At 63.0% G+C, this 14227-nt stretch carries 8 protein-coding genes; 2 read left to right on the forward strand and 6 right to left on the reverse strand.

Annotated features, from left to right (window positions below; all coding sequences use genetic code 11):
* Window positions 1-351: 351 nt before the first annotated feature.
* Window positions 352-1422: a peptide chain release factor 1 gene (prfA, locus tag QZ964_RS05865; protein ID WP_292529855.1), complete on the reverse strand. Its 1071-nt coding sequence runs from the start codon at window positions 1420-1422 to the stop codon at window positions 352-354.
* A gap of 58 nt (window positions 1423-1480) precedes the next feature.
* Window positions 1481-3745, reverse strand: coding sequence for a phosphoenolpyruvate--protein phosphotransferase (gene ptsP / locus QZ964_RS05870; protein ID WP_292529857.1), 2265 nt, complete (start codon window positions 3743-3745; stop codon window positions 1481-1483).
* A gap of 315 nt (window positions 3746-4060) precedes the next feature.
* Here ptsP and QZ964_RS05875 point away from each other — a divergent pair, with 315 nt between their 5' ends.
* Window positions 4061-6928 (forward strand): EAL domain-containing protein, encoded by a 2868-nt coding sequence (locus QZ964_RS05875; RefSeq protein WP_292529859.1) that lies wholly within the window; start codon window positions 4061-4063, stop codon window positions 6926-6928.
* A gap of 299 nt (window positions 6929-7227) precedes the next feature.
* On the forward strand, window positions 7228-9345 hold the full coding sequence (gene ligA, locus QZ964_RS05880) for an NAD-dependent DNA ligase LigA (RefSeq protein WP_292529861.1): 2118 nt from the start codon (window positions 7228-7230) through the stop codon (window positions 9343-9345).
* Window positions 9346-9496: 151 nt separating this feature from the next.
* On the opposite strand, the gene QZ964_RS05885 is transcribed toward ligA, so the two are convergent.
* The 4 genes from QZ964_RS05885 to QZ964_RS05900 all read right to left on the reverse strand — a co-directional run bounded on the left by QZ964_RS05885 (window position 9497) and on the right by QZ964_RS05900 (window position 13767).
* Entirely contained in the window at window positions 9497-10144 is a 648-nt protein-coding gene (locus tag QZ964_RS05885; RefSeq protein WP_292529863.1) for a sterol desaturase family protein, read from the reverse strand.
* Window positions 10145-10147: 3 nt separating this feature from the next.
* A complete protein-coding gene (locus QZ964_RS05890; RefSeq protein WP_292529865.1) occupies window positions 10148-11140 on the reverse strand; it encodes a fatty acid desaturase in 993 nt (330 codons plus the stop codon).
* A complete protein-coding gene (locus QZ964_RS05895; RefSeq protein ID WP_292529866.1) occupies window positions 11137-12351 on the reverse strand; it encodes a hypothetical protein in 1215 nt (404 codons plus the stop codon). The genes QZ964_RS05890 and QZ964_RS05895 overlap by 4 nt, the downstream gene beginning before the upstream one ends.
* 177 nt (window positions 12352-12528) lie before the next feature.
* Window positions 12529-13767, reverse strand: a complete 1239-nt coding sequence (locus QZ964_RS05900; RefSeq protein ID WP_292529868.1) for an aminotransferase class I/II-fold pyridoxal phosphate-dependent enzyme — start codon at window positions 13765-13767, stop codon at window positions 12529-12531.
* Between the last annotated feature and the right edge of the window lie 460 nt (window positions 13768-14227).

A 14227-nucleotide genomic window follows, 5' to 3' on the forward strand; every position in this document is an offset into this window, starting at 1 on the left:
AGGAGCATCCGCGCGCGTTCGACCCGGCTCGCCGGTTCTGTCCGCGAACGCGCAAGCCTCATTAACTCCGCCAGGTCGCTCTCCGTAAACGCCAACTCGATCACTCGACGTGGAGCCGCCATGATCAACCTATCTCGTTCAGCAAATCGCTGAACAAGTGTATAAACGCAGCAGTGCTCCGACGGAATCCACCGCATATGAGCGGATTCAAGGAATCTGAGCACTAGAGAGCGTTCGGCGCAACGGTCGTGCGTCGGCGCACAGGGCGCGATCTGACGTCTGCGATTACGTTAACGCACAGTTGCAAGATCGCGCGCTTCGGCCGCGTCGGGAACGCCACTTGCGGCGCCATTACGCCTCAGTTTGCGCGAGCAGTTTTTGCTGACGGTCGGTTGTCAGCGCGTCGATGATTTCATCGAACTCGCCCTCCATCACCCGGTCGAGCTTATAGAGCGTGAGATTGATGCGATGGTCGGTGACGCGCCCCTGGGGGAAATTATACGTGCGGATTCGCTCGGAGCGGTCGCCTGAGCCAACCTGCTGCTTGCGGTCATCCGAACGTTCCTTGTCGAGTCGCTGGCGCTCGGCGTCGTAAAGACGCGACCGGAGAACATTCATCGCCTTGGCCTTGTTGCGATGCTGCGAGCGCTCCTCCTGCATCATCACCACGATGCCCGACGGAATATGGGTAATGCGGATGGCCGACTCGGTCTTATTGACATGCTGGCCGCCGGCGCCTTGCGAGCGCATTGTATCGATCTGCAAATCCTTGTCGTCGATGGCGACGTCGACGTCCTCGGCCTGGGGCAGCACAGCCACTGTCGCCGCCGACGTGTGGATGCGGCCCTGCGTCTCGGTTTCCGGCACGCGCTGGACGCGATGCACGCCCGACTCGAATTTCAGCCGGCCATAAACGCCGCGACCGACGATTTCGGCGACGATTTCCTTGAAGCCGCCGAGCGCGCCGGCGCTTTCAGACACGATCTCGATGCGCCAGCCCTTGAGCGCCGCATATTTCTGATAGGCGCGGAAGAGATCGCCGGCGAAAAGCGCCGCCTCGTCGCCCCCTGTGCCGGCGCGGACTTCAAGAATCACGCCCTTTTCGTCCGCCTCATCCTTGGGGAGCAGCGCCATTTTTAGCGCGCTTTCTGCCGCCGTGAGGCGTTCGCGCGCCGCCTCCGTCTCGCTCTCCGCCAGCGCGCGCATTTCTGCGTCGAGCGAGGCGTCCGCGAGCATGACGGAAACCTCGTCGGATTCTTTTTGCGCCGCGCGATAGGCGCGAATCCTGTCGACGACCTCGTCGAGCGCGGCGCGCTCGCGCGACAGGGCGACGAACGCCTGTCCGTCGGCGCCGACGGCTAGCTTGTCGCCGATCTCGTCATAGCGGCGCAGAATGAGGTCGAGCTTGTCTTGAGCGAACATGGGATGATTTTTTCTTTGAGAAATAGTGACGGCGACGGCGTGAAGAAAGAGAGGCCCGCTACAGGGGCACGCCGCGCGCGATCGCATAATCGCGCAATTGCTCGCGCACCGAAGCGCTGCCGTCATCGGATGCGAGCAGCGAGGCGAGAAAAACCTCTGCTTCTTCGAGATTGAGATTGAGGATCATTGTTTTGACCGGACCGATGGCCGAAGCCGCCATTGACAGCGATCGGTAGCCGATGGCGAGCAACGCCAGCGCCTCGAGCGGGCGGCCGCCCATTTCGCCGCACAGGGTCACCGGCGCGTTGTGCCGCACGCCGGCCGCGACGATGCGCTCGAGCGCGCGCAGCACCGGCCGGGAGAGATTGTCATAGCGTTTCGAAACGCGCGTATTGTCTCGATCCGCCGCGTACATGTATTGCACCAGGTCGTTGGAGCCGACCGACAGGAAGTCCGCGCGCTCGGCGATGAGATCGATTTCCCACAGCAGCGACGGCACTTCCACCATGGCGCCGAGCTCCAGCCGGGTTGGCGGCGGATGACGGTGGCGCGTGATGTGACCGAGCTCGCGCAGCGCGATCGCCTTCGCCGCGTCGAATTCGGCGACATTGGCGATCATCGGAAACATGATCCGCAGATCGCGACCCGCGCCCGCCTTCAGCATTGCGCGCAGTTGCATGCGCAACAGGCCCGGCCTGTCGAGGCCGATGCGGATCGCGCGCCAGCCGAGCGCCGGGTTTTCCTCTTCGATCTTCGCCATATACGGCAGAATCTTGTCGGAGCCGATGTCGAGCGTGCGGAACGTGATCGCCTTCTCCGGCGCTCCGTCGAGCACGGCTTTGTAAAAGCGATATTGCTCGTCCATGCGCGGAAAGCGCGGCGCAAGCATGAATTGCAGCTCGGTGCGAAAAAGTCCGATCGAATGCGCGCCGGTCTCCTGCAAATGCGGCATGTCGATGGCGAGGCCGGCGTTCATATGCAACGTGATCTCGACGCCGTCCTTGGTGATCGCCGGCACGTCCCGAAGCTTCGCGTATTGCTCCTGCCGTCGCGCTCGCAGCCGGGCCTTTTCGGCATAGGCGCTCTGCACGTCGGGCTGCGGGCGAACATGCACTTCGCCGGTCGTGCCGTCGACGATGATTGGATCGCCGGTTTCGACGATGTCGATGAGGCCGGGAACAAGCCCCACGGTGGCGACGCCGAGCGCCCGCGCGACAATGGCGACATGGCTCGTCGGCCCGCCTTCCTCCAGCACAAGTCCGCGCAGCCGCCTGCGATCATAGTCGAGCAGCGCCGCCGGCCCCATTGTTCGCGCGACGATGATGGCGTTTTCCGGCACGCTGTCGCGATCGGCGACATAGCTCTGACCCGTCAGCTGATGCAGCAGTCGATTGGCGATGTCGTCGAGATCGTGCAGGCGGTCGCGCAGATAAGGGTCGGTCTGGCGTTGCATGCGCGCGCGCGCGTCGTTTTGAACCCGCTCGACCGCCGCCTCCGCCGTAAGGCCGGTCATCACCGCTTCACGTAGCCGGCGCACCCAGCCGCGGTCATAGGCGACCATGCGCACAGTTTCGAGGATTTCGCGCGGCTCGCCGGCGGCGATGCGGTCGCTATGCGCGACGAGCTCGTCGATCGACTGACGCATTGCGTCGATCGCATGTTCGAGCCGGGCGAGTTCGGTGGGCATGTCTTCGGCGACGAGCTGCTTGATGACGACGCGCGGCTCATGCAGCAGCACATGGCCGAGACCGACGCCTTCCGCCATCGGCGCGCCCTTGAGCGAGGCCGGGCGATAGAGCGCAAGATCGCGCGGGTCTTCGATCGCCTGCAATTCGCCGGAGGCGATGAGCTCGGCCAGCAGCATGGCGGTCGTCTGCAGCGCCTCGATCTCTTCTTCCGAATACACGCGGCGCACCTGGTTCTGCACGACGAGCACGCCGAGCGTGTTGCCGCCGCGCAGAATCGGCACGCCGAGGAAGGAGTGATAGGCCTCTTCGCCCGTCTCCGGCTTGTAGGAGAATGCGGGATGCTCCTGGGCTTCCGAAAGCGCGAGAGGTTCGGCGCTCTTCGCGATGAGGCCGACAAGGCCCTCGCCCGCGTGCATCGTGGTTAGATGTACGGCCTCGCGGTTGAGGCCTTCTGTGGCGTAAAGCTCCAAGCGTTGGTCGACGCGTAGCACATAAACGGAACAAACTTCCGCGACCATATTTGCGGCGATCTGCACCACGATCTTGTCGAGCCGCGCCTGGGCGCTGACCGGTTCCGCGCTGATTTCGCGGAGTCGGCGCAACAGAAGGCGAGGGCCGCCGAGAGCGCTTCGCATCCAATCCGTTCCCGTTTTTCCCAGAATTTCGTGGGTGGCCGACCGCGAAAAAACCGCCATACGCCTGTAGATTGCGACAGTGGCTCTCAAGCAGCGTATATTGGCGCCGTCCGCGCTCCGCAAGCGCGGCCAAGAAGCGCAGCGACGCAAGGAGCATACCGTTATTGCAAAGCTTGGCGAATCGGCTTGCGGGCAGGGCTGGAAGCCTCTACCACTTGCCCATCAGAGTCTGGCGATGACTGCCTACGCGCTTGGCGCCCGCCCCCGGCGGCGCGAGACGCGTTTTCCGAGCTTGCGGCTTCGAGAAGAGAATTCGTGCGTCTGACAAAATATCTGATCGCTCTCTTTTTGCTCGTCGCATCCGCTCAGGCCGTGGCCATGGAGTCCGTCAGAGTGCCGCAAGGCGCGCGGGCGATCGATCTCACCAATGTGGTCGAAAACCATTCTTCGCAGGGCGACCGGCTGCAGGTTTCGACCGCGCCTGGCTCGGACGGCATCGTTCGACGCATCGAGGTCGGCGCCAAGGAGGCGGGCAGCCAGCCCAACTGGATCGTTTTCGCGCTGACCAACGACACGGACGAGCAGATCGAGCGCCTCATCGTCGCGCCCCATTACCGTCTGCAGGGCTCGGGCGTCATCTGGCCCGATCTCGGCTCGACGCGCATCTCGGCGATTACGGCGAGCCAGGGATTTGCGCCAGAAGCCGTGGACGCCTCGGACGCTGACATTTTCCGGCTGACGCTCGACCCCGGAACGACGGTCACCTATGTCGCGGAGCTGCGCACGCCCAACTTGCCGCAGCTCTACTTGTGGGAGCCCTCGGCCTATAAGGATAAGGTGACGAGCCTCACGCTCTACAAGGGCATCGTCATCGGCATCGCTGGCTTGCTCGCGTTGTTCCTGACGATTGTCTTCGTGGTGAAGGGCGCGGTCATTTTTCCGGCGGCGGCGGCGCTCGCCTGGGCGGTCCTGGCCTATGTGTGCATCGATTTCGGCTTCTGGGACAAGATTTTCGGCTTCGACGCCAACGCCAACAGCATCTGGCGCGCCGGCGCCGAGACCGTGCTCTCGGCCACGCTCGTCGTTTTTCTCTTCGCCTATCTGAACCTCAACCGCTGGCATGTGCGCGCCTGGCATGTCGCGGCGCTGTGGCTCTTGATCCTGTTGGACCTCGTCGGCCTTGCGGTGTTCGACGCGCCGGTTGCGGCCGGCGTTGCGCGCATCTCGCTCGCGACGGTCGCCGTCGTCGGCTTCGTGTTGATTCTCTACCTCGCGACGCATGGGTTCGATCGCGCCATCATGTTGATACCGACATGGTTCCTGCTGGCCGTCTGGGTGGCGACAGCCGGATTTGCGGTCGCCGGCTGGATCACCAACGACCTCGTGTCTCCCGCGCTCGTTGGGGGTCTCGTGCTCATCGTGATGCTGATCGGCTTCACGGTGATGCAAAACGCCTTCGCCGCCGGCGGGCTGTCGCATGGCGCGATCAGCGACGTCGAGCGCAAGGCCCTCGCGCTGACCGGCGCCAATGAGATCGTGTTCGATTGGGACGTCCCGTCCGACCACATCTATGTCAGTCCGGAAGCGGAAGCGGCGCTCGGACTCGACCGCGGCGGGCTTGAAGGCGCCGCCTCCTCATGGCTCGACCTGCTGCATCCCTTTGAGCAGGACCGCTATCGCGCCTGTCTCGACGCCATCCTCGAGCAGCGGCGCGGACGCATTAACCAAGTTTTTCGCCTACGCGCGGCTGACAGCCACTATCTCAGCTACCGGCTGCGGGCGCGACCTGTGGTCGGCCCCGACGGCGAGGTGATCCGGGTTGTCGGCACGCTCAATGACGTGACCGACGAACGCAACGCTCAGGAGCGGCTGCTGCACGACGCCGTGCACGACAATCTCACGGGGCTGCCGAACCGTGAATTGTTCTTCGACCGTCTGGACGCCGCGCTGATTCTCGCGCGCATGGAAAAGGACGTGCGCCCGACAATCCTCGTGATCGATATCGACCGCTTCAAACAGATCAATGAGCAGGTCGGCATGGCCATGGGCGACAGCATTCTCTTGACCGTCGCGCATCGCCTCACGAGGCTGCTGCAGCCTCAAGATACGCTGGCGCGGCTGTCCGGCGACGCGTTCGCCATCATTTTGGTTTCCGAGACGCACGTGGACCACGTCATCTCGATCGCCGATTCGGTGCGCCGCGCGCTATCGACCCCGGTGCGCTTCACGGATCGCGAGATCGCACTGTTCGCCTCGATCGGCATCGCGCTCTACGACCCGCAGACCCATCCCGGCGCCGCCGAAATGCTGGAGGACGCTGAAATCGCGATGCGCCACGCCAAACGCTCGGGCGGCAACCGCATCGAAGTGTTCCGCCCGGCCATGCGCGCGCAGCGTTCGGACCGCGTGACGCTTGAAGCCGATATGCGGCGGGCGTTGGAGCGCAGCGAGATCAAGGTTTTCTTCCAGCCGATTGTCCGGCTCGAGGACCGCACCATCGCCGGTTTCGAGGCGCTGCTGCGATGGGATCACCCGCGCCTTGGTCGGCTCGAGCCTTCCGAATTCATTCCCATCGCCGAGCAGACGGGCCTGATCATCGATCTCGGGCTTCTCGCGCTGGAGCGCACGGCGCGCGAACTCGCGGCCTGGCAACGCGCGCTTGCGGTCGATCCGCCGATCTTCGCTTCCGTCAATCTCTCGTCGCGCCAGCTTTTGCGGCACGACCTTCTGCGCGACGTAAAGAGCGTGCTGATGCGCAACGATATCGCCAAAGGCAGCCTCAAGCTCGAACTGACCGAGAGCCTGGTGATGGAGAATCCCGAATATGCGGCGCAGATGCTGACGCGCATCAAGGAGCTCGGCGCGGGTCTTGCGCTCGACGATTTCGGCACCGGCTACTCGTCGCTCGCCTATCTGCAGCGCTTGCCGTTCGACACGGTCAAGATCGACCGGTCCTTCATCAAGCAGTCCGGCAAAGGCGCTCGCCCGATCATTCTGCGCTCGATCATCGCCCTGGCGCAGGATCTCGGCCTAGATGTCGTCGCCGAAGGCGCGGAGACCGAGCGGGACGCGATCGAGCTTTATCAGCTCGGCTGCGGCTACGCGCAGGGCTATGCTTTCGGGCGCCCGATCAGCGCCCGGGACGCCCGCCGCCTCGTCGGGGCCGCACCGGAAGCGGCGTAGTCGCGGCGCTGCCCAATGACTGGGGTTCGAGCGTGACGCTTCGACTTCGCCGTCAGTGCGAGCGAAGAATTCGAGGAGCTGCACGTTTAGAAACCTTGCTTCGAGTGATATGAAATTCCCGTTGATCTGTTCGCTGGGCTTGTCATTCCCGGCAGGCCGAAGGCCTGACCGGGAATCCAGAGCCGATCCAGGAACGCTGGTGTTGCTCTGGATTCCCGATCGCGCGCGTTGCGCGCGTCGGGAATGACGCCCGAGCAGTTCAAGCCGAAATTGCATGACGCATCGAACCGTTTCGCCGCATGACCAAAAAGCCTTCTCACGCCCATCCTGCTTCCATCGAGGAATTGACGCCGCTCGAAGCGCGCGCCGAACATGCGCGTCTGCATGAAGAAATAACGGCGCATGACCGTCGCTATTATCAGGACGACGCGCCGACCGTCTCCGACGCCGAATATGACGCGCTGCGTCTGCGTTACGAGGCGTTGGAGAGAGCTTTTCCAGACCTCGCGACCGCGGAGTCGCTGACGAAGAAAGTCGGCGCGCGCCCGAGCGAAAAATTCGCCAAGGTGAAGCACGCCGTGCCGATGCTCTCGCTCGGCAACGTCTTCAGCGACGAGGAAGTCCACGATTTTGTCGCGCGTGTGCGCCGCTTTCTCGGTCTGCGCGACGGCGCGCTGCGCTTCACTTTTGAGCCGAAGATCGACGGGCTGTCCTGTTCGCTGCGCTACGAGAGGGGCCGTCTCGTGCAGGCGGCGACGCGCGGCGATGGCTATGAAGGTGAAGACGTCACCGCCAATATCCGAACAGTCGAGGAAATCCCGCAGCTTCTGCGTGGGGATCATGCCGACGTGTTTGAGGTGCGCGGCGAAGTCTATATGACGCATAAGGATTTCGCCGCGCTCAATGCCCGCCAAAAGGAGGCTGGCAAAACGCTCTTCGCCAATCCGCGCAACGCCGCCGCCGGCTCTCTGCGGCAGCTCGATCCAAAGATCACAGCTGCAAGGCCGCTGCATTTCTTCGCCTATGGCTGGGGCGAGACAAGCGCGCTGCCCGCGAATACACAACTGGGCGTGCTTGAGGCGCTGCGCCGTTACGGGCTGCCGGTCAATCCTTTGACGATGCTCTGCGAGGACGCCGAAGACATGCTGGCGCATTACCGCGCGATCGAGACGCAACGCGCGACGCTCGGCTATGACATCGACGGCGTCGTTTACAAGGTGAACGACATCGCGCTGCAGGAGCGGCTCGGATTCGTCTCGCGCGCCCCCCGCTGGGCCGTCGCGCGCAAGTTCCCTGCCGAGCGCGCCACGACAGTTTTGCGCGACATCGAGATTCAAGTCGGTCGCACGGGCGCGCTGACGCCGGTTGCGAGGCTGGAGCCTGTCACCGTCGGCGGCGTCGTCGTGCAGAACGCCACGCTGCACAATGAAGACGAGATCGCACGCAAGGATATTCGTATTGGCGATACCGTCGTCGTGCAGCGAGCGGGCGACGTCATTCCCCAAATCGTCGAGGTCGTGACGGATAAGCGTCCGCATGGCGCGAAGCCCTACGAATTTCCGCATGTCTGCCCCCGCTGCGGTTCGGCGGCGCTACGCGAGATCGACGCGAAGACCGGCGAAGCGGATGTCGTGCGCCGGTGTACCGGATCGCTCGTCTGTCCGGCGCAGGCGATCGAGCGCCTAAAACATTTCGCTTCGCGCAACGCCATGGACATAGAGGGCCTTGGCGACAAGCAGATCGAATTTTTCTACGACGAAGGGATGGTCAAGACCGCTTCCGATATTTTCACGCTGGCCGAGCGCGAAGCGCATATGTCGCCGCGGCTCGCCGAGCGCGAGGGCTATGGCGAAACTTCTGTGCGCAATCTCTTTGCGGCGATCGAGGCGCGCCGAAGAATTCCGGTCAATCGCTTCATCTATGCGCTAGGCGTGCGGCACGTCGGGGAAACCAATGCGCGCCGCCTCGCGCGACATTTCGGCGATTTCGAATCACTGCGCGAGACGGCGAGCGCCGCGGTGCTGGGCAGCGAGGCGCGCGCCCGCATCGATTGCATCGACGGCGTCGGTCCGGTCGTCGCCGAGGCGTTGCACGATTTTTTCGCCGAACTGCACAATGAGCGCGAGCTCGACGCGCTTCTGAAACTAGTCACGCTGGAGCCGATGCCGGCGGTGGCGTCCACATCGCCCGTCGCCGGCAAGACGGTAGTCTTCACCGGCGCGCTCGAACGCCTGACGCGCGACGAAGCCAAGGCGCAGGCCGAACGATTCGGCGCGCATGTCGCGGGGTCGGTGTCGAAGAAGACCGATCTCGTCGTCGCCGGTCCCGGGGCGGGATCGAAGCTCAAGAAAGCCGCGGAGTTCGGGATCGAGGTGATCACCGAGGACGAGTGGTTTACGCGGACGGGGCAGGGGTGAAATTCAGCGATTGTCGCAGATAGGGGCGTTTTCCCTCCCCTCGACGGGGAGGGCGGCTTGCGAAGCAAGCCGGGTGGGGTGAGTTTTCCATTACCCCCTCCCGATCGCCTGCGGCGATCGATCTCCCCGCAAGGGGGAGGTAGGGGCGCTGCTACACCGCCCTTGTTCCCGGCGTGTCGTCCTTGCGATAGGCCGTGCCGAATACGTAGTCCCACCAGATCGCGTGAACGCCGAAGCCTTTCTCGGCGTCGCGGAAATGATGCAGCATATGCAGGCGCTTCACTAAGCGGCCGAACTCCGTTTTCGGCTGGCCGTGATGGGTCCAGTAATGCACGCAGTCATAGATCACATAGCCACTGATGAAGCCGGCGAGCACCGGCCACGCGAATGTCGCGCCAAAAATCAGGCGGGCGCAGACGAGCGCGATCAGCATGATCGGACCCGAGAGTAGCGGCGGCATGACCAGCCGCAACGGGTCGTTGGGATAGATGTGATGCACGCCGTGGATAAGAAACTGAAAGCGTGGCCCAAGCTCGAAAGGCAGCGCGAACACGGTGTGAAAGAGATAGCGGTGGCCGAAATATTCAGTGAGCGTCCAGCCGATGTAGCCGATGGCGACGCCCAGCAAGACGAGCGCCGGACCATTGAGCGTGAGGGAATAGACCAACAGGCCGAGAATGATCGGACAGTAGACGATCACAGGCGTCAGATGATGCACGCGCGACAGCTTGTCGAGAAGATCGCTTTCAAAGAGACGGGGCGAAGCGTCGAGCGCTTGTGTTCTTGCGTCCTGCGTCATGGCTTACTCCGCCGGCGACATGGCTTGCGCGTCGCGCGCGGCCTGCGTCACATTTTCCGACCGCGTTCCCAGCGAATAGGTCGGATCAAAGATGAATGTGACGAGCAGCGCCGTCCAGGAGCGATGGCAGCGCAGATCGTCATAAAACTCCGGCGCCATCGCTTTCAGTTCCGGCAAACGGTTCCACGGAATCTCGTGAAAATCATGATGCTCGTTGTGGTAGCCGATGTTGAGCGCGAGCGTGTTCAGCGGGCCGTAATAGTCGAACGTTCCCTGATCGGGGCCGAAGGCGAAATGTTCCTGCAGCCAGCGCGCGCTTAAAGGATGCAGGCCGCCGACCGAGAACCAGAAGGAGAAGAACAGATAGAGCAGGGCGTTCGGCCCAAACGCCAACAGCACGAAGAGATCGAAAAGGGCGATCACGGCGATATTGACATAGGTCCAGGTTCCCCAGATCGGCACCGTGCCTTTCAGCCGCGATAGGCGCGCGAGCTGAATGACGGGAAAGAAGAAAATCCACACCGCCTTGCGCCAAGCGCTATTGCCCACCCATTCGACTTCCCAGCGGCTCGGAATGTCGGCGTCGTAGTCGTAAGCGGACAGATGCGAATGATGCTTGATGTGGTAGCAGCGAAAGCCCATCGCCGTCGGAAAGGCGTTGGGGAGATCGGCGAGGATCGCCGTGCATTTATTGGCGAGCGGGCTGTCGAAGACGCAATTGTGGATCGCGTCGTGGATGATGACGAAATTGGCGTGATTGGCGAAGGCGCCGACGCAGATCGCCATCACGAGCGACAGCCACCAATAGGAGAGGCCGAGCGAACCTAAGATCGCGGCGATAACAAGCTGACCGGCGAAAATCGCCGCCGTGATCTTGAACGTCATGGGATCCTTGCCGAACAGCTCGCGCACCTGCGGATATTTTTCCAGAATCAGCTTGCGCCGCTCGACATGCGAGCGGTCGGCGCCATTGGCCGTGACCGATATGCCGTTCATGACGTTGCTTCCTGTAGCTGAGTCGCCCTGACGCCGTCGCCTGTGCGCATGGCCTCGCCGCCGCCGCCGACAGCGAGGCGCTTTTCATAGATGCGATGAATCTTGTCGACCTTGCCGCCGAACATTTCAATCGGCCGGCGCATGTCGGCGTTGCTCTCCAACACCCAGCCGGCTTCAAGATGCGGAACGGCGAACTTTGCATAGCGTCGCCGCATCTCCTCGATCAGCGCGAGGAAAATCGCGCCGCCGGTCGCGCTTTTTTGCAGCGTCTTTCGCGTCCCGAGCAACAGCAGCCGCGCCGACTTGAACTGATGCGAGCGGTATCGCCTAAATGCGCGCAGCCAGCCGAAGGGCAGCAGGCGGCCGTCGAGATCGGCGAGAATCTCGTTGAGATTGGGAAGCGCGACGGCGAAGGACTGCGGCACGCCGTCGAGTTCGACGACGATGCCGAAATCCTCGGTCACCAGAAATTGCAGCGCGTCGGCGTCGGAATCGAATTCTTCCTTGGTGAAAGGCACGAAGCCCCAATTGCCGCTCCAGCCATCGTTGAACAGTTCCGCCATCAGCGCGGTTTCGCCCTTCTTCAAGGCCTTCATGTTCAACGGCCTGAGCTTCAGGCGATTGCGCCATTCGCGGCGCGTCGAAATGCGCGCCGGCTGGTCGATGTCCGCGCTCGAAATTTCGAAGCGATAGGAGAGGAGGTCTTGCGCCTTCTCATAGCCCAGCGCCTCGATATGGCGCGAGAGATAGGGCGGATGCCAGGGCATGAAAAACATCGGCGTAGCGTCAAAGCCCTCGACGAGCAGACCACACTCCTTGTTGACCGACGGCGAGAAGGGGCCGTTGATCCGCTCCGCGCCCCTGGCGCGTAACCAATCCTCAGCGGCTTGCGTCAGCGCGCGCACGACCTCGATATCGTCGACGGCGTCGAGCGCGCCGAATTGCGCATTAGAGGCGCCGACCGGCGTGATCTCGGGCTTATAGACCTGCGCCATGATCCGCCCGACCCATTGGCCATCGCGGCGGGCAAGAAACTTTTGCTCCTCGACGAGCTTGTAATGCGGGTTGAGCTTATGCGCGAAGACGCTCCATCGCTCAACGTCGAGCGGCGGCGCAAAGCCTTGCGCGCCGGCGTAGAGCAGCCGCGGCAGCCTGCAGAAGGTCGCGAAGCGCAGGGGGCCATCGACCGGAAGAATCTCGATCCGCGCCATATGCAAGTCCTAGCGGCCGCGGGGCCTTAATCGAAAGCGTCAAAGTGACGCGGGAGGCGGACGCCTAGAGCAAGTTCCGAAAAAGTTTACAGACTTTTTCGATTAGAACTTGCTCTAGCTTAAAAATTTGGCGCGATTTCTTATCGATCAGACGATTCCGTCTGGTCTGAAAGCACGCTAGCCGCCCGCCATCGCTGCGGCGACGATCTGATGCGCCTCGTCCGTCACCGGCGGCATGTCGCGCAGCGTCTGGATGACGCCGCGGATCTCCGCTTCGTTGTGATTGGCGGAGAAGAAGAAGCGCAATCTTGGCCCATCCTTCGGCACGCCGATGCGCACCACCGGCGGCACGTAATAGCCGTTCTCCAGCAGATGCCGCGACGCCCACATCGTCTCGACGTCGCTCGAGAACAGGATCGGCACGACGCCGCGGCCGATCGCCGGCCCGGTGGAGAAGCCCGCCTCATGCGCCACGGTTCGGAAGAGTTCGGCGTTGCCCGCGAGCTTGGCGACGCGCCAGGTCTCTTCCTGCATCAGCCGCAGCGCGGTGCGGGCCGCGGCGAGAATGACCGGCGACAGGCCGACGCTGTAAACGAAGCCGGGCAGCGTATAGCGGAACCAGTCGATGACCTGCTTCTTCCCGCAGACATAGCCGCCGCAGGAGGCGAGAGTCTTCGACATGGTGCCGACGATGAGGTCGATGCGCGCCGGATCGACGCCCTGATGTTCGGCGAGGCCGCGGCCTGTCGCGCCCAAGACGCCGAGCGAATGCGCTTCGTCGACCAAGAGCCAGACCTGATATTTGTCCTTGATCGCGAGCAGGCGCGGCAGGTCGGCGGTATCGCCGTCCATGCTGTAGACGCCTTCCACGACGATGAGGACGTTGCGGTATTCCTGGCGATGGCGCGCCAGCAGATGGTCGAGATGATCGAAGTCGTTGTGGCGGAACTTGACGACCTGCGCCGGCGCGCCGTCGGCGCCGGCGACGATGCTGTTATGGGCGAGTTCATCGATGAAGATCGCGTCGCGCTTGCCGCTCATCAGCCAGGCGATCGTCGTGACATTGGAGAGATAGCCCGAGACCAGCGTCAGCGCGCTTTCCATGCCGAGGAATTCGGCGATCTCGGCCTCGAACGGCCGATGCGTCGTGCGCTCGCCGCCGACAAGCCGCGAGGCCAGCGCGCCGATGCCGAGGCCGTCGATCTCGCGCTTCGCCTCCTCGCGAATGCGAGGGTGATTCGCGAGGCCGAGATAGTCGTAATTGGCGAAGCTGACGAAATGCTTGCCCTGCGCCTCGAATTCGGCCCGCAGCTTGTCGATCTGGGCGAAGAACGGATCGCTGAACTCCAGCAAAGCGTTGCCAGCGAAACGGAACCGCCTTGCCGCGTAATCCTCTAGGCTCTTATGCTTCGTCACTTATTCCGCAGTCCCTGAATCACGGGCGCGCCGCGCGCGATGAGCGAAGAACTCGGGCTCTGAGCGCCCAAGCATTGATCCGGCTGCTTATCATTCCCGCCCCGTCTGCGCCAGCGGCGGCAGTTGGCCGGCAGGGCTTCGAATCCAGGTTAACGAGGGGTCATCTTCCGCGTCATGGCCGCGCTTGTCGCGACCATCCACGCGATGGCACGAGGCAAATGTGAGAACATGAGCCGAACATACCGTCTCAGCGCGATGCGTTTCGCAATGTACCGGCGTGGATGCCCCGCACAAGGCCGGGCATGACGGCTGAAAGAGAGCTGAAATTAACTTGAGTTCGAAGCTCTGCGCTGGACGGCGGGCGCCGGGCGGAGGCTGGCGCATTCGATCGCAAAGCTCTATGCCCCAAGCGCATGTCGCGCGATGTCGCTCAACCCGCTCAGCCGCCCGTCGATGGCGC

Source organism: Methylocystis sp. (genome assembly GCF_021731785.1).
Lineage (GTDB): Bacteria > Pseudomonadota > Alphaproteobacteria > Rhizobiales > Beijerinckiaceae > Methylocystis.

Excerpts from the sequence above, each read along its gene's own strand:
- QZ964_RS05890 (WP_292529865.1), bottom strand. The coding sequence starts at position 11,140 with ATGAACGGCATATCGGTCACGGCCAATGGCGCCGACCGCTCGCATGTC.
- prfA (WP_292529855.1), bottom strand. The coding sequence starts at position 1,422 with ATGTTCGCTCAAGACAAGCTCGACCTCATTCTGCGCCGCTATGACGAG.
- ligA (WP_292529861.1), top strand. The coding sequence starts at position 7,228 with ATGACCAAAAAGCCTTCTCACGCCCATCCTGCTTCCATCGAGGAATTG.
- QZ964_RS05895 (WP_292529866.1), bottom strand. The coding sequence starts at position 12,351 with ATGGCGCGGATCGAGATTCTTCCGGTCGATGGCCCCCTGCGCTTCGCG.
- ptsP (WP_292529857.1), bottom strand. The coding sequence starts at position 3,745 with ATGCGAAGCGCTCTCGGCGGCCCTCGCCTTCTGTTGCGCCGACTCCGC.
- QZ964_RS05885 (WP_292529863.1), bottom strand. The coding sequence starts at position 10,144 with ATGACGCAGGACGCAAGAACACAAGCGCTCGACGCTTCGCCCCGTCTC.